This is a genomic window from Stenotrophomonas sp. a6 (assembly GCF_030913325.1).
Lineage (GTDB): Bacteria > Pseudomonadota > Gammaproteobacteria > Xanthomonadales > Xanthomonadaceae > Stenotrophomonas > Stenotrophomonas maltophilia.
Genome location: NZ_CP133161.1, coordinates 4,260,350 through 4,279,612, shown reverse-complemented (window position 1 = coordinate 4,279,612; position 19,263 = coordinate 4,260,350). Strand labels below are relative to the sequence as shown.

Sequence of the window (19,263 nt, the reverse complement as noted above, 5' to 3'; positions counted from 1 at the left end):
GTGCCGGCCGCTGGCCGGCAGCCCCACGAACCCTGGTAGTGCCGGTCGCTGGCCGGGCAGCCCCACGAACCCTGGTAGTGCCGGCCGCTGGCCGGCAACTCCAAGAACCGGAGGCGGCGCCACGCCGCCCCCGGTCGCCTGCCTCAGTACGCGACCCAGGCATCGCGCCAGGCGAAACCGGTGCCCGGGCGATAGGCATCGGCGTTGATGTTGCACCACGCACCCTCCGGGAACGGCCGGCAGGCGTAGAGCTTGCCGTCGGTGCCCTTGACCACGGTTTCGCCCGGCGTGTAGCTGCCGATACCGGCCGGATACACGAAGTCGTAGTCGTCACCCGGCGGCGGATCGACCGGATCGACCGGGCCCGGCAGGCGGGTATCGATCTGGAACAGGTTGCCCGGCTTCAGGTAGACGCGGTTCTCGGTGGCCGAGGCGACCGGCGTGATCACGCCGTTCCTCATCACGCCCACACGCGCCTGCTGTGCACTGGCGTTGACCTTGCGGGCCAGCGCCAGCGGCCACTGGTTCGCAGCGGTCTGACCTGCGGCCAGGGTGATCTCCGGACGCTCCAGATCATTGCCCTGGGCGTTGAACACGCGCAGCGTCAGGGTGGTGCCTTCTTCCAACGCACCGCGGGCGGTGACCGGGCCGGCGTCCTGCCACTGCGGCGGCGGTTCAACGCCACCACCGCCTTCGAAGCGCACGTCCGCGCAGGTATAGAACGCTTCACCGGAATCCGAGCGCTGCCAGGTGTTGTAGATGATGTGCTGGCCGCTGCGCTTGGGCAGCGGGCAATCCAGCTTGTAGACGTCGCCGGAGACCGGCACGTTGCCCAGCGTGCAGAATTCCTGCAGGTCGGCCCAGCGCAGCGGGCTGCCCGGTTGCCAGCCGTCGCGGGTGACGTAGAACTTCCACTCGCGGGTAGCATGCGGGGCCGGTGCCTTGAACTCGAAGGTGTAGCGCCCGCGCGAATCGGCGCGGATCGGCGAGGTCGGCCAGTCACTGCGGTTCAGATCGAGGCCGCGGTACTTGCTGTTGCCGCCGCTGCACAACTCGCCATCTGGAACCACCGCTTGATGGTTGCCGTTGGCGTTGGCCTGGTTGACACCGGCCCAGTCGTAGAACGGCTGGGCGCCGCCGATGGCCTTGGCGGCGGCGCAGGCCGGGTTGGTCGGATTCTCCGGATTGCCCTCGTGGCACTGCTTCACGCGGCTGAGCGGCTTGGACAGGGTGCCGTGGGCGAAGGCGTTGCCGGACAGTGCCAGGCCGACAACGGCGGACAGTGCGAGGACGGCCCGATGGGACAGGTGCATGCAGGAACTCCTTTGCGAAGTGTTGGAAACCTCGCGGAGTCTTCCCATGTAGCCGCCATATGCCCATCAGACAAGTTTGAAAGGCTGCTGCGTTCCTCTGTTTCTGCAACGCGCGCCCCACTGCGCGGCAGGGGAGCCAGGAGGCGGTGCGATGTGCACCGCCTCCCACATCACTGCGTCAGTACGCGATCCACGCATCGCGCCAGGCCGCGCCCACGCCCGGCCGGTAGGCCTCGGCATTGACGTTGCACCATGCACCCTCCGGGAACGGGCGGCAGGCATACAGCTTGCCGTCGCTGCTCTTCACCACGGTCTGGCCCGGCACATAGCTGCCGATGCCCGCCGGGTACACGTGGTCGAAATCACCACCCGGCGATGGCGTACCCGGGTCCGGCACCTGGGTATCGAGCTGGAAGCGGTTGCCGTCCTTCAGGTACACGCGATTGTCGGTGGCTGACGCCGACGGCGTGATCACGCCATTGGCAAGCACGCCCACGCGCGCATGCCGGGCACTGGCATTGACCTTGCGGGCCAGCGCCAAGGGCCATTGCGCGGCCGAGGTCTGGCCGCTGGCCAGTGTCGCTTCCACACGTTCGACATCGTTGCCGCTGGCATTGAACACGCGCAGTGCCAGCGTCGTACCGACCGGCAATTCACCGCGGGCGGTGACCGGGCCGGCATCCTGCCATTGCGGTGCCGGCGTCGTACCACCGCTGCCGCCTTCAAAGCGTACGTCCATGCAGGTGTAGAACGCTTCGGTCGAATCCGAGCGCTGCCACGTGTTGTAGATCACATGCTGGCCGGTGCGCTGCGGCAGCGTGCACTGCAGCTTGTAGGTGCCATCGGCAGAGAGCGGTGTATTGCCCAGCGTGCAGAACTCCTGCAGGTCGGCCCAACGCAACGGGCTGCCCGGTTGCCAGCCGTCGCGGGTGACGAAGAAGCGCCAGTCGCGCGTGGCGTGCGGCGCGGTTGCCTTGAACACGAAGGTGAACTTGCCATTGGCATCGGCGTGGATCGGCGTGGTCTGCCAGTCACTGCGGTTCACGTCCAAGCCGCGGAAGGTGGGATTGTTGCCGCTGCACAGCTTGCCGTCGGGCACCACCGCCTGATGGTTGCCGTTGGCGTTGGCCTGGTTGATGCCGTTCCAGTCGTAGAACGCCTGCGATCCGCCCACCGCTTTCGCGGCGGCGCAGGCCGGGTTGGTCGGGTTCTCCGGATTGCCCTGGAAACAGGCATAGACGCGGCTGACCGGCGTGGTCATGGTGCCGTGGGCGAACGCGTTGCCGGCCAGGCACAGGCCTGCAGCGGCGAACGAGGTGGCCAGCAGCAGCGGTGTGGATCGGAATGACATGGCGCTTCCTTGTGGTCGTCGAAAGAGAGCGGTGACCGCAGAGTTGCGCTGCGCGGCGGACTTTCGGCGGCACCATGGCGAGTATCGAGTTGCGGTGCCGGGTGCGGAACCATGGAAATGCTGATCCGTGACTGTGGGTGTGAAGCCCTTCCCGCGGGCTTCACGTGGGCCTGAACGGATGCGCTGGCGATCACGTGTTCGGCGTGGCAACGATCACGTCGTGGAGATCCGGCCATGTCGATGTCATGCCGACGCGATCCGCCTGGCACGAGAAGCAGCCGTGGGCCGCGTTGTGCAGCTGCACGAAGGCCACGGCAGGGTCGGCAAACAGCGCGTCCAGCCGAGCGCCGACATCCGTGCCTGCGCTGATCTCGGCGGCCAGCATCAATGCAGCCTGGTCATAGGCGCGCAACGAGATCATCCGGCGCTGCACATACGGGGGCACCTCGCCTGGCGGCAGCACGCAACGGGTCACGCCACGCTGTACGAAGATCGGGCCCGAGGCGTGATAGGGCGAGTGCAGGGGCAGGTGCACGTGGGACAACAGCAGCAGCTCGCTGCCACCGGGCGGATCGCTCAGGCTGATCCGGCAGGGGTGTCCTCCTGATTCGCCGGCCCAGCGACGCCGGATGCCCAGCGCAGCCAGCGCGGTGTCGCTCTTTTCGAACAGGTGCAGGAACGGGCGGTGGTCGATGCCACCGAGGTACCACGCATGCATGGGCGTCTCCTTGGTTTCCCACGGATTCTGCGCAGGCACCGGCCGCCGTGCTCGCCGTTTTCAGACCCCGCATCTCCATCGGGCCAGGCAGCGCCACGGGGAACGCAGCACAAGGCGCCAAGATGCGCGCGCCGCCCCGGCCGATGAGCGCCGCATGTCCGTGGATTTCCCCACCCTCACCGTGCTTGGCTTCCTGCTCTGCATCGCTGGGGCCATCTGGCCGGAGACGAGGTACTGCGCCACTTCGCTGCGTTGATGCAGCACGGTTTGCAGGGCCATCACACGCTGCTGGGCGGCTACGGTGGCGAGGAGTTCGTGCTGGTGCTGGCCGGCAGCACGCAGGCGGAAGCGATGGCGCGGGCTGCGGCGATCCGTACCGCTCTGCAGCAGAAGCCGGCGCGGCTGGCCACCGGGCCGGTGACGTTCACTGCCAGCATCGGCCTGGCGATGGACGACGGCCAGGGCGAGCTGTCCACGCTGCTGGCAGCGGCAGACGCGGCGCTGTACCGGGCCAAGGCCGCCGGCCGCGATCGCCTGGCCTGCGCCACGCCGGCGGAGATTTCGCGTCTGCCCATCGCCGACGACGCCGTGCCCGTGTAAGTTGAGTCACATCTTCCGCGGCAGCCCGTCGTGGTTGCCAGGAACGTCCTCCAGGGGAAACGAGCACGATGCAAAGACACCACCTCGCGTTGGCCGCAGTGTTGGCCAGCCTGATGCTTGCCGGTTGCAGCCAGTCACCGTCACCCGCCGCCGAAGGCGCCAGCGATGCACCCAGCCGCCGTTTCGGCACGATCGACTTCCAGCCCTGCACGCTGTCCACGGTAGGTGCCAGTGCCAACGTGGAAGCGCAGTGCGCCACCCTGCAGGTGCCGGAGGACCGGGCCCAGCCCGCTGGCCGGGGCATCGGCCTGCGCATCGCCTGGCTGGAATCGGGCAGCAGCGGCTCCAGCCAGCCCGACCCGGTGTTCTTCCTGGCCGGTGGCCCCGGCCAGGCCGCCAGCGAAGTGGCCGTCATCGTCGATACCGCGCTGCGCCAGGTGCGCAAGCAGCGGGACATCTTCCTGGTCGACCAGCGCGGCACCGGCGGCTCCAACCCGCTCAGCTGCCTCGGCGCGGACGGAAAGGAACTGCCGATGGACGAGGACGCGGCGCCCTCCGAGGCCTTGATGCGCGACTATGCCCAGCGATGCGCGGCTTCCCTGCAGGGACGTGCGGACGCACGTTTCTACACCACCACCGAAGCCATTGCCGACCTGGACGCGGTCCGCCAGGCCTTGGGCGTGGACCGGGTCAATCTGATCGGTGCGTCCTACGGCACCCGCGTGGCCCAGCGCTATGCGGGTACCTATCCACAGCACACCCGCAGCATCGTCATCGATGGCGTGGTGCCGAATGAGCTGGTGGTGGGCGGCGATTTCGCCAGGACGTTCGAAGACGCGATCGCCCTGCAGTCGGCGCAGTGCCGCAAGGACGCTGCCTGCAGCAGGCGCTTCCCGACCGATACCCGTGCGCAGCTGCGCAGCGTGGTCGAGACCCTGCGCCGTGCACCGGTTCCGGTCGAGTATCGCGATCCTGGCACCTACGACACCCGGAAGGATGTGCTGACACCGGACAGCGTGGTGGGCCTGGCTTTTGCGTTTTCCTACGTACCCCAGTACGCCTCATTGCTGCCGCTGGTTCTTGATGAAGCCGCGCACGGCCGCTACGCGCCGCTGGCATCGCTGGCACGCGGTGCGAACCGCAGCATGGATTTCCAGATCAACCGTGGCATGCACTGGTCGGTGATCTGCAGCGAAGACGCGCCGCGCTACCAGGCGCCGGCCGAGGATCCCGGGCGCCTGTTCGGCAACGACGTGGCACGTTCGTTCTTTGCCGCCTGCCCGGCATGGCCGCACCGGCCGGCACCGGCAGCCAATGCCGTGCCGCTGCGCAGTGACGTACCGGCGCTGCTGTTGTCTGGTGAACTGGACCCGGTGACCCCGCCGCGCTATGCCGAGCAGGTCCTCAAGGGCCTGCCCAATGGACGCGCGCTGGTTGCCCGTGGCCAGGGCCACGGCACGCTGACCGCCGGCTGCATGCCGCGCCTGCTTGGCCAGTTCATCGACACGACCGATGCCAAGGCGCTGGATGCCGGCTGCCTGGACACGCTGAGCTACGTGCCGGCGTTCACCTCGTTCAACGGATGGGAACCATGATCGTCGCCGACAACCTGCACAAGGCCTTCGACACCCGCACCGGCCGTATCCAGGCCGTGTCCAACGTCGGCTTCCGCGCCGAGGATGGCCGCATCACCGGCCTGCTGGGGCCCAATGGTGCCGGCAAGACCACCACCATGCGCATGCTGTACACGCTGATGACCCCCGACCAGGGCAGCATCAGCGTCGATGGTGTCGATGCTGCGCGCAATCCGGTGGAAGTGCGTCGCCATCTCGGCGTGCTGCCCGACGCGCGTGGCGTCTACAAGCGCCTGACCGCGCGTGAGAACATCGCCTACTTCGGCGAACTGCATGGCCTGTCGGCCGAGCGCATCCGCGAGCGCATCGAGGTGCTGTCGCACGCGCTGGACATGGGGGACATCCTCGACCGCCAGACCGATGGCTTCTCGCAGGGCCAGCGCACCAAGACCGCGATCGCCCGCGCACTGGTGCACGACCCGCGCAACGTCATTCTCGATGAACCGACCAACGGCCTGGACGTGATGACCACCCGCGCACTGCGCCGCTTCCTGCTGGGCCTGCGCGAAGAAGGCCGCTGCGTGATCCTGTCCAGCCACATCATGCAGGAGGTGGCTGCGCTGTGCGATCACATCGTGATCATCGCCAAGGGCACGGTGATGGCCGCCGGCAGCGCCGATGAACTGCGCGCGCAGTCCGGCGAATCCAACCTGGAGGATGCGTTCGTGAAACTGATCGGCAGCGAAGAGGGCCTGCACGCATGAGCATGATGTCGACCCTGATGACGGTGATGCGCAAGGAGCTGCGTGACCTGTCGCGCGACCGCCGTACGCTGGCGCTGACCCTGCTGTTCGGGCCACTGCTGTACCCGCTGCTGATCCTGGGCATGGGCAAGCTGTCCGAAAGCCGCGTGCGCACGCAGATCGAGCAGCCGCTGCAGATTCCCACCATCGGCGCCGAACATGCGCCGAACCTGGTGCGCTTCCTGGCTGCCCAGGGCCTGAATGCCGCTGCTGCGCCGAAGGACCTGGCCGAGGCCATCCGTTCGCAGGACATCGACGTCGCGCTGCGCATCAGCCCGGACTTCGGCAGGGACTGGGCCGATGGCAAGCCGGCGCTGGTGGAGGTGATCAGTGACAGCACACGACGTGCCGCCGAGGTGCCCACTGCGCGCCTGCAGGCGGCGTTGGCCACGTACAACGGGCAGGTAGGGGCGCTGCGGCTGATGGCGCGGGGCATCGACGCCCAGGTCGCACGGCCGCTGGACGTGGCCAGCCAGGACATGGCCAGTGCCGAAGCCAAGCGTGGCCTGATGCTGTCGGCGTTGTTGCCGATCCTGCTGACCCTCACCTCGTTCCTCGGTGGTGCCTACCTGGTAATGGACACCACCGCCGGCGAGCGTGAGCGGCAGTCGCTGGAGCCGCTGCTGGCCACGCCGGGGTCGCGCAGTGCCATTGTCAGCGGCAAGATCGCCGCCGCCTGCATGGTCGGCTTTGCGTCGCTGCTGTTGACCCTGGCCGCGTTCAAGGTGAGCGCGCAGATCGCCCCCGGCAACATCGGCCGCCAGCTCAACATGAACATCATGGCGATGGTGCAGATGCTGCTGGTGATGCTGCCGATGCTGCTGATCGGCACCTCGCTGCTGACCTTCCTGGCCGCAGCGGCCAAGAGCATGAAGGAAGCGCAGAGCCACATGACCTGGTTGATGCTTCTGCCGATGCTGCCGGGCTATGCGCTGATCGCCTACCCGGTGAAGAGCCAGCTGTGGCAGTACGCCGTGCCGTTCCTGTCGCAGAACCAGATGCTGCTGAAGGTGATCCGCCACGAGACCATCACACCCGCGGTCTGGGCCATCTACCTCGGCGCCAGCCTCGGCCTGGCCGCCGTGCTGTGGTTCGCCGCCGTGCGCCGTTATCACAACGAGCGCCTGGCCATCTCCGGCTGACCGTAAAAGGGGACGGAGGGGATTAAGTCGTTTCTAACCCCCCCGCGCCCTTCTTCTGAGGGCGCCCCCGCTTGCGCAGCATCACGGGGCGACCCAGGGTCTGTTCCACCATTCGCAGGTAAGCTGCATTTCCCAACGGATGCTGGCCGGCACTGTGCGCACGGATTGCCGGCAGGTCAGCGGACGCGTTCATGTCCTGCAGAAACTCCGCATAGAGCATTGCCCGCTGTCGCTGGGTCGGGGCGAGCGCCTGGAATGCGGGATGTTCCGTCAGCATCGGATCGTGGCGCCGCTGCAGGTTTCCATGCACGCTCGACCATGGGTGATCTTCCGGGGCGGCAGTCATGCCTGCACGAACCGGATTGAGTTCGATGTAGCGATAGACGCTGAGCAGATAGGCGTCGCTGTCCACCATCGAAGAATGGAAGCGGCCCTGCCAGAGCGGTCCGCTGCGCTGATGCCGCTGATTGAACGCCTGGACATAGTTGTTGCCCTGCATCCGCATCGCATTCGCCAAGCCAACACGCGTGGAAGGTGTGGCCAACAGATGAACGTGATTGCCCATCAATACGTAGGCATGCAGTGCGACCTGATGCTTCAGGAACGCGCTGTGCAACAGGTGCAGAAACAGCTGACGGTCGATATCGTCAACGAAGATCGCCCCCTTGTTCACACCGCGCTGGGTTACGTGGTACGGCTGTTCGGCCAACATCAGGCGTGCTTGTCGAGGCATGGCAGTTCGGGGCTTCAAGAATTCATCAGACTGCCGCCTCCGTGACCTTGAAGGGCATCAGGCGATGCCGCGAGATGGCGTGGGGGAGGGCAGAAGCGACTTAATCCCCTCCGTCCCCTTTTCCATACCGCGCAGGCGTAACCCCCATCTCGCGCTTGAACACGGCGATGAATGAACTAGGCGTGTCGTACCCCATCGACAGCGCGACGCTGATCACCGGCTCGCCGGACAGCAGGCGTGGCAGCGCCAGCAGCACCCGCAGGCGTTGCCGCCACTGGCTCAGCGTCATGCCGGTCTCGGCCAGCCAGTGGCGGGCCAGGCTGCGGCCGGACAGGCCACTGCTGGCGGCCCAGTCCTCGACGGTGCGGTTGTCGTGCGGCGCGCGAGCCAGCGCGGCGGCGATCCGGCCCAGGCGCCGGTCACGCGGTTGTGGCAGGGCCAGCGGCAGCGGCGTGCTGGCGGCAATCTCATCGGCGATCACGCCGGCCAGGCGTGCCTGCGCAGCATCCAGTGGCGCATGGGGCCATTGCAGCGCACGTGCTGTCGCCGCCTGCAGCAGCGCATTGGGCTGGAAGATGCGTGGTGTGGCGGGCAGACCCAGGCAGGCCTCCGCGTTGAAGTACAGGCTCCAGCCATTGAACCCGTCTGCGCCCAGCAGCGCGTGGGGCAGCAACGGCGGTATCCAGGCGACGTGACCTGCGGGCAGCAGCCAGTGCAGGTCGTCGGCGGCGATCCGCAGCAGCCCCTGGTACGCACCCAGCAGCTGCCCACGCGCATGCCGGTGGCGGGCCGTGCGACGCTTGCCGAGCTGGTGCAGCTGGGCCGCCAGCACTACCAGTCCATTGGTGGCATCGGCCAGCGCGGGGTCGAGCAATGCGGCGGTTGTCTGATCTGCCATATCGATTGGCAGTTATACGGCAGAAACGTCGCGTCCGGGACCCGACACTGGGGCCCACTTCAACGGAGCGCTTCCCCATGCAGCCACACGACATCCTCCCCGACCATCAGAACGACGTGCAGGTGAACGGCCTTACCGTGCGCAAGGGCAGTGTCGGCGCCTTCCTGGCCAGCGTCCGTGACTGGCAGGATCCCGCCAGCGATGTTGCCACCCGTTCCACTGCCGAAGCCGACCTGCGTGCGCTGCTGCCGGGCCTGCACGCGCTGGGCCTGTTCCAGGTGCTGACGGCGCGCGATCCGGCACTGCAACACCTGATCGATGGAGCGGCCTGAAACGGACAAGGCCCGGACATGCCGGGCCTTGGCGTCATTGCAGGGGCAGAAACGACTTAATCCCCTCCGTCCCCTTTTTCGTTCAGTTGTTGCCCGGCGCGAACACCAGCGTACGGCGGGTGGTCACCGGCGCGCTGACCGGCTCGAAGCGCCATCGCTTGACCGCGTTCAGGGCTTCACGGTCGAACACGCGTCCCGGCGTCGCGCGCAGCACGCGAGCGTTCACCACCGAGCCGTCAGTGCCGACGGTGATCTCCACCAGCACTTCGCCGGAGGTTCCCGAACGCAGCGCTTCGCCCGGATAGCGCGGCGCCGGTGTGCTGACCGGGCGCAGGGTGGGCGCTGCCGGTGCGGCGGCCTGGCGTGCGGCGCTGGCCTGCTGGGCGGCAGCCTGCTGCTGCTTCTGCTCGGCCTCGCGGCGGGCGGCGGCCTGGCGCTCGGCTTCCTGGCGCTCGTTGTCGCGGCGCGCGGCATCCTGCTGCGCGGCAATCTGCTTGGCGGCGTCGGCTTCCTTGGCGCGCTGCTCGCTCAGGCGCTGCTGCTCGGTCTGCTGCTTGCTGCGGTCCTCGGCGTCCTTCTTGGCCTTCTCGGCTTCCGCTTCGGTGCGCTTGGCTGCGTTCTGCACGCCCTTGGCCAGGCCGTCCTTCAGGCGCGGCAGGGCCGGCGCGGATGCATCCACCTTCTCGATCAGTGCCACCAGGCGCTGCGCTTCGGTGTAGTCCTCGCGGCCCAGGTGTTGCTCGGCGGCGATCAGGGTGTACGGCAGCAGGTCGGTCAGTGCGCTCTTCACCGAGGCGTCGTCCGGCGTCTTGTCACGCAGGGCGAGGTAGTACTCGATGGCGTTGTCGCCGGCCGGTGCATACATGCGGTTCTCGCGCAGCGCCTGGCTGGCCGACTCGCGCAGCTGCTCGGTGCCCATGGACTGCACCTTGGCAGCAACCGCCGGTGCGGCGGGCGCGGCAGCGGCAGGCGCCGTGACGGCAGCAGGCGCTGCGGATTCTTCCTTGCCCGAGCAGGCGGCCAGTGCCAGTGCCAGGGCAACCGGCAGCCACCGGCGCGCGGCGGTGATCGTTGAGACGTGCGACATCCTGCTCCCCTCTAGAAGACGACGTGACGTAAATCATTGATACGCATGGCCGGGACCTGCGGTCCGGGCGCGGCAGGGTGACGTTTCCCGACGCCACCGCCGGCAACGGCGAGGGTGCAATCTAGCATCCCGGCCACCGCCGCGCACAAGGGACGGTGGCCGGAATGGGGCAGCGGCGGTCAAGCCGCTGGCGGCGGCGACCTCAGTGGTCGTGTGCCTTGTCGTGCGACTTGCTGTGGCTGTTGGACATCAGCTTGTCGGTCCAGGCGATGCCGATCGCCGACAGGATGAACACGCAATGGATGATGGTCTGCCACAGCACGCCATCCTGGGTCAGCATCGAGCAGCGGGCGACACCGATGTTGGCAGCGGCCACGCTCATCTGCTCCGGCGTGCACAGCGGGATGCCGCCAAGCGCACCGCTGGCGATGAAGGTCTTCAGCAGGTGGATCGAGGAGATGCCGATGATCGCCATCGCCAGCTTCACCTTCAGCACGCTGGCATTGACGTGGCTCAGCCATTCCGGCTGGTCCGGGTGGCCTTCCAGGCGCAGGCGCGAGACGAAGGTCTCGTAGCCGCCGACGATCACCATCACCAGCAGGTTGGAGATCATCACCACGTCGATCAGGCCCAGCACGATCAGCATGATCTGCTGCTCGCCCATCGACACCGAGTGCGAGATCAGGTGCCACAGTTCCTTGCCGAACAGGAACACGTAGACGCACTGCGCCACGATCAGGCCCAGGTACAGCGGCAGCTGCAGCCAGCGCGAGGCGAAGATCAGCGTGGACAAGGGGGAGAGCGGCGGGCGGTTTGCACTCATGCGAGGGATGCTGCGTTGCGGGGGAGAGGCGAGGTTACCGGCCCGCCATGACGGTGCCAACCCAACTCACGCACTAGACTTCAGGTTCCTTTCCGCACCCCGAGCCGCCGCCATGATCGACCTGTATTACTGGCCCACCCCGAACGGCCACAAAGTGACCCTGCTGCTGGAAGAAACCGGCCTGGAATACCGCATCCACCCGGTCAACATCGGCTCGGGCGACCAGTTCAAGCCGGAATTCCTGGCGATCTCGCCGAACAACAAGATGCCGGCCATCGTCGACCAGGCCCCGGCCGATGGCGGTGCTCCCCAGAGCGTGTTCGAGTCCGGCGCGATCCTGCTGTACCTGGCCGAGAAGACCGGCCGCTTCCTGCCCAGCGATCCCCGCGGCCGCGTCACCACCCTGGAGTGGCTGTTCTGGCAGATGGCCGGCCTGGGCCCGATGAGCGGCCAGATGGGCCACTTCAACGTATACGCGCCTGAAAAGATGCCGTATGCCATCGAGCGCTATGACAACGAAGTGCGCCGCCTGCATGGGGTGATGGACAAGCGCCTGGCCCAGCACGCCTTCCTGGCCGGCGACGAGTACACCATCGCCGACATGGCCAGCTACCCGTGGATCGGCGCCTACGACAAGCTGCCGGTGGATTTCACCGCGTTCCCGAACCTCAAGCGCTGGCATGAAGCCATTGCCGCACGCCCGGCCACCCAGCGGGCCTATGCCCTGCGCCAGCAGGTGAACCCCAACGCCGGCAAGCCGCTCAGCGACGAAGAGCGCAAGCACCTGTTCGGCCAGCGCTGACCGCCTCGGGGTCGGATCCCTTTGCAGCGCGAAGGGCTCTGACCCCAGCACCAGGCCATGGGCAGAAGGTCATGCTGCCTTCCCGCACGGGCTTGGTTAGGATGGGGGACGACCGCTCCGCGTCCATCGCGGGGGCGGACCTGCCGTTTGCCGGGATCCTCCATGCGCCACCTGTTCGCTTCGCTCGCCCTCATGCTCGCCACCAGTACCGCCGCCCACGCTGAAAAGCTGACCCTGGAAGCCATCACCGGCCCGTTGCCGTTGTCCGGCCCAACCCTGATGAAGCCGAAGGTGGCGCCCGACGGTTCGCAGGTCAGCTTCCTGCGCGGCAAGGACAGCGACCGCAACCAGCTGGACCTGTGGACCTACGACATCGACAGTGGCCAGACCCGGTTGCTGGTTGATTCCAAGGTGGTGCTGCCCGGCACCGAGACCCTCAGCGACGAGGAGAAGGCCCGCCGCGAGCGCCAGCGCATCGCCGCGATGACCGGCATCGTCGATTACCAGTGGTCGCCGGACGCGCAGCGCCTGCTGTTCCCGCTGGGCGGCGAGCTGTACCTGTACGACCTCAAGCAGCAGGGCCAGGCGGCGGTGCGCCAGCTGACCCATGGTGAAGGCTTCGCCACCGACGCCAAGCTGTCGCCCAAGGGCGGCTTCGTCAGCTTCATCCGCGGCCGCAACCTGTGGGTGATCGACCTGGCCAGCGGCAGGCAGCTGCAGCTGACCCGCGACGGCAGCACCACCATCGGCAACGGCGTTGCCGAGTTCGTCGCCGACGAGGAAATGGATCGCCACACCGGTTACTGGTGGGCGCCGGACGATTCGGCGATTGCCTTTGCCCGCATCGACGAATCGCCGGTACCGGTGCAGAAGCGCTACGAGGTCTATGCCGACCGCACCGACGTGATCGAGCAGCGTTACCCGGCCGCCGGCGATGCCAACGTGCGCGTGCAGCTGGGCGTGATCGCACCGGCCGCCGATGCGCAGCCGCGCTGGGTCGACCTCGGCAAGGAACAGGACATCTACCTGGCCCGCGTGGACTGGCGCGATGCGCAGCACCTGAGCTTCCAGCGCCAGTCGCGTGACCAGAAGCAGCTGGACCTGGTGGAAGTGGCACTCGATTCCAACCGCCAGCGCGTGCTCGCCCACGAGACCAGCCCGACCTGGGTGCCGCTGCACAACAGCCTGCGCTTCCTCGATGACGGCAGCGTGCTGTGGTCGTCCGAACGCACCGGCTTCCAGCACCTGTACCGCATCGACAGCAAGGGCAAGGCCACCGCGCTGACCCACGGCAACTGGCCGGTGGATGAGCTGCTGGCGGTCGATGAAAAGGCTGGCAAGGCCTACTTCCGCGCCGGCATCGAGACCTCGCGCGAAAGCCAGATCTACGCGGTGTCGCTGCAGGGCGGTGAGCCGCAGCGCCTGTCGAAGGCGCCGGGCATGCACAGCGCCAGCTTCGCCCGCAACGCCAGCGTCTACGTGGACAGCTGGTCCAACAGCACCACGCCGCCGCAGATCGAACTGTTCCGCGCCAATGGCGAGAAGATCGCCACCCTGCTCGAGAACGACCTGGCCGATCCCAAGCATCCGTATGCGCGCTACCGCGATGCGCAGCGCCCGGTGGAGTTCGGCACGTTGATGGCTGCCGACGGCAAGACCCCGCTGAACTACAGCCTGATCAAGCCGGCCGGCTTCGATCCGTCCAAGCGCTACCCGGTGGCGGTGTACGTCTATGGTGGCCCGGCCAGCCAGACCGTCACCGACAGCTGGCCCGGCCGTGGCGACCACCTGTTCAACCAGTACCTGGCCCAGCAGGGCTACGTGGTGTTCTCGCTGGACAACCGTGGCACCCCGCGCCGTGGCCGCGACTTCGGTGGTGCGCTGTATGGCAAGCAGGGCACGGTGGAAGTGACCGACCAGCTGCGCGGCGTGGCCTGGCTGAAGCAGCAGCCATGGGTGGACCCGGCGCGCATCGGCGTGCAGGGCTGGTCCAACGGCGGCTACATGACCCTGATGCTGCTGGCCAAGGCTTCGAACCAGTACGCCTGTGGCGTGGCCGGTGCGCCGGTGACCGACTGGGGCCTGTACGACAGCCATTACACCGAACGCTACATGGACCTGCCGGCGCGCAATGAAGCGGGTTACCGCGAAGCGCGCGTGCTGACCCATATCGATGGCCTGCGCTCGCCGCTGCTGCTGATCCACGGCATGGCTGACGACAACGTGTTGTTCACCAATTCGACCAGCCTGATGAGCGCGTTGCAGAAGCGTGCACAGCCGTTCGAGCTGATGACCTACCCGGGTGCCAAGCATGGCCTGTCCGGCGCCGATGCCCTGCATCGCTACCGCGTGGCCGAAGCCTTCCTGGGACGTTGCCTCAAGCCCTGATCCAGAAACGGGAAGGAGCCCGCCGATGACCCTGCCACCGCCGATTCCCGCCCATGACCCGGCATCCGCCGGTTGGTGGTGCCGCCACTGGCGCTGGGCGATGCCGTTGATGGTGGTGCTGGTGCTGGGTGGTGCAGGGGGTGTGGTGACCTGGAGCGTGCTGCGCTGGAGCGAGGCGGCACGCGAGAGCCCGCCGATGCGCGAGGCGCTGCGGCGGGCGGGCTGCAGTATTGAACTGGTGGAAGCGTTCGGTGAGCCGTTGAACATCGAGTCGATGCCGCTGGGCAGCATGCAGACTGCGATCAACGGCCAGCGTGATGTCGGCCTGACCGTAGCCCTCGAAGGACCGCATGCGCACGGGCGGTTGTTCGTGCAGGGTACCCGTCGCGATGACGTGTGGGACTACCCGGTGATGTACGTGTTGGGCGAGGACAAGCAGACCTTCGACCTGACGGCGCTGGATGACGACGAGGCCGCGCAGGAGTGTGAGCTGAAGGCCTGCCGTGATCGCGGCGAATGCCCGCTGACCGCCGTGCTCTGACCTCCGAGCGCAGGCGACTGCGGGACGTCGACTGGGTAGAGTCGACTGTCAGTCGACTGCTCTTCGATCAGACAGCGAAAAACCCCGCGCTGCGCGCGATGGTCGACTGACAATCGACTCTACTCCCGCCAGGTTTCCGCGGAGCCCGGCTGCACAACCAGCCCGCCATGACTTCCCACCGATTGTCGCCATCGCCGTGAGCGCGTAGGGTGCGGGCAACCCTTTGCTGGAGTGTCCCATGAAGCCGATTGCGCTCGCCGTTGCCCTGGCCCTGACTGCCGCACCGCTGCTGTCCGCACCACCGGCGCTGGCGGCACCCTCCGCCAAGGCCGCCACCCCGGCCAGCCCGGCCTGGGTCGCCCGCAGCAATGCGCTGGCGCAGATTCTGCTGGACGCCCAGGGCCCGTTCCAGCCGGAGGAAACCGGCTTCTTCGGCGTGCCCGGCTACGACGACAAGGTGGCCGATCTCGGCCCGGACAACGGCAAGCGCTACCGCGCTGCCATGGCCAAGGCACGCGACGAACTGAAGGCAAAGCTGGCCGTCGAGAAGGATCCCAATGTCCGCCAGGACCTGGAGATCATGATCCACGCCGCCAGCCAGAACATCGAAGGCAGCGAGCTCAACGAGAAGTACCTGCTGCCGTGGAGCGATGCGCCGCAGACCGTGTTCAGCGGCCTCAACCTGCTGCTGTCCGACCAGGTGCCGGTCGAGCGCCGGGCCAAGGCGGTCGACCGCCTCAAGGCCTATGCCGGCCTGCAGCCGGGCGGCACCGCCTTCACCACGCTGGCGCGCCAGCGCTACGAGGAACGGCTGAAGGACAGCAGCCTGTTGCAGCCGACGAAGATTGAAGTGCAGCAGTCGCTGGACAACGTCGAGACCTACATCACCGGTATCGAGTCGCTGCTGAAGAAGTACCAGATTGCCGGCGCCGATGAAGCAATGAAGGCGCTGGCCGGGCAGATGAAGGACTACGCCGCCTGGACCCGCAAGGAGGTACTGCCGAAGGCACGTGCCGACGCACGCCTGCCGGCGCCGTTGTACGCCTACCAGCTCAAGCAGGTCGGCATCGACATCGACCCGAAGCTGCTGATGCAGCGCGCGCAGCTGGAGTTCATGGAAACCCGCTCGGCGATGCAGCAGCTGGCACCGCTGGTGGTGAAGGACAAGGGGCTGAAGGTGGCCGACCCGAGCGATCCGGTGGCGGTGATCCGCGCGCTGAAGGCCGACAAGATCGCCGACGACCATCTGGAAGGTCACTATCGCAAGGTGATCGATGCGATCGATCCGCTGATCCGCGAGCACGCCATCGTCGACGTGCCCAAGCGCGCCATGCAGATGCGCCTGGGCTCGGCCGCCGAGAGTGCGGCCAGCCCGGCTCCGCACTTCCTGCCGGCCCCGCTGGTCAACAACACCGGGCAGCAGGGCACCTTCGTGCTGCCGCTGGGCAACCCGGCAGCGGGCCCGGGCGCGCAGTACGACGACTTCAACTTCGGTGCGGCAGCATGGACGCTGAGCGCGCATGAAGGCCGCCCCGGCCACGAGCTGCAGTTCACCGCGATGGTCGAGCGTGGTGTGTCGCTGGCACGCACCATGTTCGCGTTCAATTCGGTGAACGTGGAAGGCTGGGCGCTGTACGCCGAAGCCGAGATGGTGCCGTACGAGCCGTTGGACGGGCAGATGATCGCCCTGCAGTTCCGCCTGCTGCGCGCCGCGCGCGCGATGCTCGACCCGATGCTCAACCTCGGCCTGACCGACCGTGCCAACGGCGAGCGCGTGCTGATGGAGCAGGTCGGCCTGTCCAAGGCGATGGCCACCCAGGAACTGGACCGCTACATGGTGCGGATGCCGGGCCAGGCCGGTAGCTACTTCTACGGCTACACCCGCATCCTGGAACTGCGCATGCAGACGGAACTGGCGCTGGGTGCGAAGTTCGACCGCCTGGCGTTCAACAACTTCCTGCTCGACCAGGGCCTGCTGCCGCCGGACCAGCTGGCCGACGCGGTGAACAAGGTATTCGTGCCGAAGTACAAGCGCTGAACACCCTCCGGTAGTGCCGGCCGCTGGCCGGCAACCGGTGTTGGTAGATGCCGACCTTGGTCGGCGCTGTGGGTTCGTGCCAACCAAGGTTGGCACCCACCAGAGCGATGTGTTGGCTGTTGCAGGGATGTGCCGGCCAGCGGCCGGCACTACCCCGGTGACGCTGCTGCGTCACCGCTGCGGGGTAATCACCTGTGTCGGCAACCGCGCCGGCGGTGCCGGATTCGGCACCCAGATCGCGACGCCCGCGGCGCGCTTCTGCGTGGTCGGAATCCCGATGCCGACGCCACCACCGACGTGCGAGCCGAACGTGCCCGCGCCCACCGACATGCCTACCGGCGAACCGCTGCTGCCCACGCCCATCAGCACCACGCCGTTGGCGCCCAGCGCTGCGGCTTCACGCTTCAGGCGGGCCACGGCGGCGTCGGTCTGGCCCTGGGTGCCGAAGCCGACGGCGGAAGACGATTCCAGCTGGGCGATTTCCTGGGAGCCGGCCGGTGGCGTCGAATAGATCTGCACCAGCGCCGGATCGATCGGTGCGCGCGCGCGGCCCAGCATCACCTTGGAGGTGCTGGCACAGCCGGCGGCGACCAGCAGCGTGGCCGCCAACGCGGCCCAACGGATGTTCATGGCACTTCCCCTGCAGGACTGGTTGCGATGATCGGCGGGCCACTCTGAATCGGCGCCAACACCCGGGCCGGGGCACGCACGACAGCACGCTAGCACGGGCCGGGTGACAGCCCCGCCAATGGCAGTAGGCGGCGGCAACGGGAACGATTATGGTGGGGCCAGGAACCAACTGCGGGAGAGCGGCATGGGTGTGATCAGTCTGTTGTGGGGCGTATTGGCGCTGTTGTGGATGATCCTGGCGTTGATTCCGCTGCTGGGCTGGGGCAACTGGTTCCTGATCCCGTTCGCCGCGGTCGGTGCGGTGATCGCCGCGCTGGGCATCCTGTTCACCCACCCGAGCAAGCGTGGTCGGGCGTGGGCCGGATTGGTCCTGAACGGTATCGTGGTGGTGGTCGGCATCCTGCGTCTTGGCCTGGGCGGCGGCGTGGTCTGAGCCCGGTCCCGGGTGCGACAGGGCGTCGCAGGCACACGGCCGATGGCCGGGCGGGGGCGTACAATGAATGGCTGCGCGAGCCCCCCGCGTGCCTGTGAATCCGCGCCCCGCGCGGCTGCCCCATGATCATCCGACCCCGTCCCCACGGCTGGCAACTTCTGTACATCCTGCGCGGTTCGATCGTCAAAGCGATCGCGCCGAAGGTGCTGGCCATCCTGATCCTGTCCATCGCCGTGGCTGCGGTGGTCGAACTGGCGCCCCCCACCGGCATCGAACGCGTGTCGGTGACCCCGTTCACCCTGCTTGGCCTGGTGCTGTCGATCTTCCTCAGCTTCCGCAACAGCGCCTGCTACGACCGCTGGTGGGAAGGACGCAAGCTGTGGGGCCAGCTGGTCTACGAATCGCGTTCGCTGGCGCGCCAGGTAAACCTGCTGCTGGCCGACGACGCGGGCCGTCGTCGTCGCGTCGCCTACCTCACCACCGCGTTCGCCCATGCGCTGGCGGCGCGACTGCGTGGTCGCATCGTCGCCCTGGCAGCACTGCCGTGGCTGGACAAGCGCCAGCGCGAACAGCTGGGCCAGCGCGAGAACGTGCCCGATGCACTGCTGGCGATGATCGCGGCCGAACTGGCGCATGCGCTGCGCGCCGGCCAGCTCGAGCCCATCCTCTACACCCAGCTGGAAGAGCGCCTGCACGCGATGTCGTCGATCCAGGCCGGCTGCGAGCGCATCCTCACCACGCCGCTGCCGTTCGCCTACACCCTGCTGCTGCACCGCTGCGCGTGGATGTTCTGCGTGCTGCTGCCGTTCGGCCTGGCCAGTTCGCTGGGCTGGGGCACGCCGGTGCTGTCGGCGGTGCTGGCCTATGCCTTCTTCGGCCTGGACCAGCTGGGCGAAGAAATGGAAGACCCGTTCGGCCTGGAGCCGAACGACCTGCCGCTGGACGCGCTGGTGCGCACGATCGAGATCGACCAGCTCGATGCGCTCGGCGAACGCCCGTTGCCCGAACCCCTGCTGCCGCAGGGCTACCTGTTGCAATAGCCACTCTTCGGAGCCTG

General features: G+C 67.5%; 19 protein-coding genes. 11 read left to right on the top strand and 8 right to left on the bottom strand.

What is annotated here, in order from left to right:
- Nucleotides 1-143: 143 nt before the first annotated feature.
- The 3 genes from Q9Q79_RS19575 to Q9Q79_RS19565 all read right to left on the bottom strand — a co-directional run bounded on the left by Q9Q79_RS19575 (nt 144) and on the right by Q9Q79_RS19565 (nt 3,382).
- Nucleotides 144-1,313: a lytic polysaccharide monooxygenase gene (locus Q9Q79_RS19575; RefSeq protein WP_005411565.1), complete on the bottom strand. Its 1,170-nt coding sequence runs from the start codon at nt 1,311-1,313 to the stop codon at nt 144-146.
- A gap of 178 nt (nt 1,314-1,491) precedes the next feature.
- On the bottom strand, nt 1,492-2,664 hold the full coding sequence (locus Q9Q79_RS19570) for a lytic polysaccharide monooxygenase (protein ID WP_201861618.1): 1,173 nt from the start codon (nt 2,662-2,664) through the stop codon (nt 1,492-1,494).
- Nucleotides 2,665-2,854: 190 nt separating this feature from the next.
- Nucleotides 2,855-3,382 carry a DUF1203 domain-containing protein gene (locus Q9Q79_RS19565; RefSeq protein WP_099524085.1) on the bottom strand — a complete coding sequence of 176 codons (528 nt, stop codon included), beginning with the start codon at nt 3,380-3,382 and terminating at the stop codon, nt 2,855-2,857.
- Between the two features lie 255 nt (nt 3,383-3,637).
- On the opposite strand from Q9Q79_RS19565, the gene Q9Q79_RS19560 reads away from it, so the two are divergent.
- The 4 genes from Q9Q79_RS19560 (at nt 3,638) to Q9Q79_RS19545 (ending at nt 7,501) form a co-directional block, all read left to right on the top strand.
- A complete protein-coding gene (locus tag Q9Q79_RS19560; protein ID WP_062605396.1) occupies nt 3,638-3,982 on the top strand; it encodes a diguanylate cyclase in 345 nt (114 codons plus the stop codon).
- Between the two features lie 68 nt (nt 3,983-4,050).
- A complete protein-coding gene (locus Q9Q79_RS19555) occupies nt 4,051-5,577 on the top strand; it encodes an alpha/beta fold hydrolase (protein WP_201861624.1) in 1,527 nt (508 codons plus the stop codon).
- Nucleotides 5,574-6,320 carry an ATP-binding cassette domain-containing protein gene (locus Q9Q79_RS19550; protein WP_005411560.1) on the top strand — a complete coding sequence of 249 codons (747 nt, stop codon included), beginning with the start codon at nt 5,574-5,576 and terminating at the stop codon, nt 6,318-6,320. The genes Q9Q79_RS19555 and Q9Q79_RS19550 overlap by 4 nt, the downstream gene beginning before the upstream one ends.
- Nucleotides 6,317-7,501, top strand: a complete 1,185-nt coding sequence (locus Q9Q79_RS19545; RefSeq protein ID WP_032967061.1) for an ABC transporter permease — start codon at nt 6,317-6,319, stop codon at nt 7,499-7,501. Before Q9Q79_RS19550 ends, Q9Q79_RS19545 begins: the two co-directional genes overlap by 4 nt.
- Nucleotides 7,502-7,523: 22 nt before the next feature.
- Here the strand turns inward: Q9Q79_RS19545 and Q9Q79_RS19540 are convergent, their stop codons facing one another.
- A complete protein-coding gene (locus tag Q9Q79_RS19540) occupies nt 7,524-8,234 on the bottom strand; it encodes a transposase (protein ID WP_049397678.1) in 711 nt (236 codons plus the stop codon).
- 100 nt (nt 8,235-8,334) lie between these two features.
- Entirely contained in the window at nt 8,335-9,132 is a 798-nt protein-coding gene (locus Q9Q79_RS19535) for a helix-turn-helix transcriptional regulator (RefSeq protein WP_099485130.1), read from the bottom strand.
- 77 nt (nt 9,133-9,209) lie between these two features.
- On the opposite strand from Q9Q79_RS19535, the gene Q9Q79_RS19530 reads away from it, so the two are divergent.
- A complete protein-coding gene (locus Q9Q79_RS19530; RefSeq protein WP_005414831.1) occupies nt 9,210-9,464 on the top strand; it encodes a hypothetical protein in 255 nt (84 codons plus the stop codon).
- A gap of 82 nt (nt 9,465-9,546) precedes the next feature.
- Here the strand turns inward: Q9Q79_RS19530 and Q9Q79_RS19525 are convergent, their stop codons facing one another.
- On the bottom strand, nt 9,547-10,551 hold the full coding sequence (locus Q9Q79_RS19525; protein WP_099485129.1) for an energy transducer TonB: 1,005 nt from the start codon (nt 10,549-10,551) through the stop codon (nt 9,547-9,549).
- A gap of 202 nt (nt 10,552-10,753) precedes the next feature.
- Complete coding sequence (locus Q9Q79_RS19520) at nt 10,754-11,374, bottom strand: TIGR00645 family protein (RefSeq protein WP_005411554.1); 621 nt, start codon at nt 11,372-11,374, stop codon at nt 10,754-10,756.
- Nucleotides 11,375-11,486: 112 nt separating this feature from the next.
- Between Q9Q79_RS19520 and Q9Q79_RS19515 the strand changes: the two genes are divergently transcribed.
- From Q9Q79_RS19515 to Q9Q79_RS19500, 4 genes are all read left to right on the top strand, one after another.
- On the top strand, nt 11,487-12,176 hold the full coding sequence (locus Q9Q79_RS19515) for a glutathione binding-like protein (protein WP_076739703.1): 690 nt from the start codon (nt 11,487-11,489) through the stop codon (nt 12,174-12,176).
- Nucleotides 12,177-12,338: 162 nt separating this feature from the next.
- Entirely contained in the window at nt 12,339-14,564 is a 2,226-nt protein-coding gene (locus Q9Q79_RS19510) for a S9 family peptidase (RefSeq protein ID WP_005414827.1), read from the top strand.
- Nucleotides 14,565-14,589: 25 nt separating this feature from the next.
- A complete protein-coding gene (locus Q9Q79_RS19505; protein ID WP_005414826.1) occupies nt 14,590-15,105 on the top strand; it encodes a cytochrome c oxidase assembly factor Coa1 family protein in 516 nt (171 codons plus the stop codon).
- 238 nt (nt 15,106-15,343) lie between these two features.
- Complete coding sequence (locus Q9Q79_RS19500; protein ID WP_065183890.1) at nt 15,344-17,143, top strand: DUF885 domain-containing protein; 1,800 nt, start codon at nt 15,344-15,346, stop codon at nt 17,141-17,143.
- A gap of 171 nt (nt 17,144-17,314) precedes the next feature.
- On the opposite strand, the gene Q9Q79_RS19495 is transcribed toward Q9Q79_RS19500, so the two are convergent.
- Nucleotides 17,315-17,773, bottom strand: coding sequence for a hypothetical protein (locus tag Q9Q79_RS19495; protein WP_005411549.1), 459 nt, complete (start codon nt 17,771-17,773; stop codon nt 17,315-17,317).
- A 184-nt stretch (nt 17,774-17,957) separates the two neighbouring features.
- On the opposite strand from Q9Q79_RS19495, the gene Q9Q79_RS19490 reads away from it, so the two are divergent.
- Together Q9Q79_RS19490 and Q9Q79_RS19485 are read left to right on the top strand one after the other, a co-directional pair.
- On the top strand, nt 17,958-18,206 hold the full coding sequence (locus Q9Q79_RS19490; protein WP_005411548.1) for a hypothetical protein: 249 nt from the start codon (nt 17,958-17,960) through the stop codon (nt 18,204-18,206).
- Nucleotides 18,207-18,328: 122 nt separating this feature from the next.
- Nucleotides 18,329-19,246, top strand: a complete 918-nt coding sequence (locus Q9Q79_RS19485) for a bestrophin family ion channel (RefSeq protein ID WP_005411547.1) — start codon at nt 18,329-18,331, stop codon at nt 19,244-19,246.
- Nucleotides 19,247-19,263 lie beyond the last annotated feature (17 nt).

What these genes read in the sequence shown, in the direction of transcription:
- Q9Q79_RS19575 (WP_005411565.1), bottom strand. Translation starts at nt 1,313, where the DNA reads ATGCACCTGTCCCATCGGGCCGTCCTCGCACTGTCCGCCGTTGTCGGC.
- Q9Q79_RS19570 (WP_201861618.1), bottom strand. Translation starts at nt 2,664, where the DNA reads ATGTCATTCCGATCCACACCGCTGCTGCTGGCCACCTCGTTCGCCGCT.
- Q9Q79_RS19565 (WP_099524085.1), bottom strand. Translation starts at nt 3,382, where the DNA reads ATGCATGCGTGGTACCTCGGTGGCATCGACCACCGCCCGTTCCTGCAC.
- Q9Q79_RS19560 (WP_062605396.1), top strand. Translation starts at nt 3,638, where the DNA reads ATGCAGCACGGTTTGCAGGGCCATCACACGCTGCTGGGCGGCTACGGT.
- Q9Q79_RS19555 (WP_201861624.1), top strand. Translation starts at nt 4,051, where the DNA reads ATGCAAAGACACCACCTCGCGTTGGCCGCAGTGTTGGCCAGCCTGATG.
- Q9Q79_RS19550 (WP_005411560.1), top strand. Translation starts at nt 5,574, where the DNA reads ATGATCGTCGCCGACAACCTGCACAAGGCCTTCGACACCCGCACCGGC.
- Q9Q79_RS19545 (WP_032967061.1), top strand. Translation starts at nt 6,317, where the DNA reads ATGAGCATGATGTCGACCCTGATGACGGTGATGCGCAAGGAGCTGCGT.
- Q9Q79_RS19540 (WP_049397678.1), bottom strand. Translation starts at nt 8,234, where the DNA reads ATGCCTCGACAAGCACGCCTGATGTTGGCCGAACAGCCGTACCACGTA.
- Q9Q79_RS19535 (WP_099485130.1), bottom strand. Translation starts at nt 9,132, where the DNA reads ATGGCAGATCAGACAACCGCCGCATTGCTCGACCCCGCGCTGGCCGAT.
- Q9Q79_RS19530 (WP_005414831.1), top strand. Translation starts at nt 9,210, where the DNA reads ATGCAGCCACACGACATCCTCCCCGACCATCAGAACGACGTGCAGGTG.
- Q9Q79_RS19525 (WP_099485129.1), bottom strand. Translation starts at nt 10,551, where the DNA reads ATGTCGCACGTCTCAACGATCACCGCCGCGCGCCGGTGGCTGCCGGTT.
- Q9Q79_RS19520 (WP_005411554.1), bottom strand. Translation starts at nt 11,374, where the DNA reads ATGAGTGCAAACCGCCCGCCGCTCTCCCCCTTGTCCACGCTGATCTTC.
- Q9Q79_RS19515 (WP_076739703.1), top strand. Translation starts at nt 11,487, where the DNA reads ATGATCGACCTGTATTACTGGCCCACCCCGAACGGCCACAAAGTGACC.
- Q9Q79_RS19510 (WP_005414827.1), top strand. Translation starts at nt 12,339, where the DNA reads ATGCGCCACCTGTTCGCTTCGCTCGCCCTCATGCTCGCCACCAGTACC.
- Q9Q79_RS19505 (WP_005414826.1), top strand. Translation starts at nt 14,590, where the DNA reads ATGACCCTGCCACCGCCGATTCCCGCCCATGACCCGGCATCCGCCGGT.
- Q9Q79_RS19500 (WP_065183890.1), top strand. Translation starts at nt 15,344, where the DNA reads ATGAAGCCGATTGCGCTCGCCGTTGCCCTGGCCCTGACTGCCGCACCG.
- Q9Q79_RS19495 (WP_005411549.1), bottom strand. Translation starts at nt 17,773, where the DNA reads ATGAACATCCGTTGGGCCGCGTTGGCGGCCACGCTGCTGGTCGCCGCC.
- Q9Q79_RS19490 (WP_005411548.1), top strand. Translation starts at nt 17,958, where the DNA reads ATGGGTGTGATCAGTCTGTTGTGGGGCGTATTGGCGCTGTTGTGGATG.
- Q9Q79_RS19485 (WP_005411547.1), top strand. Translation starts at nt 18,329, where the DNA reads ATGATCATCCGACCCCGTCCCCACGGCTGGCAACTTCTGTACATCCTG.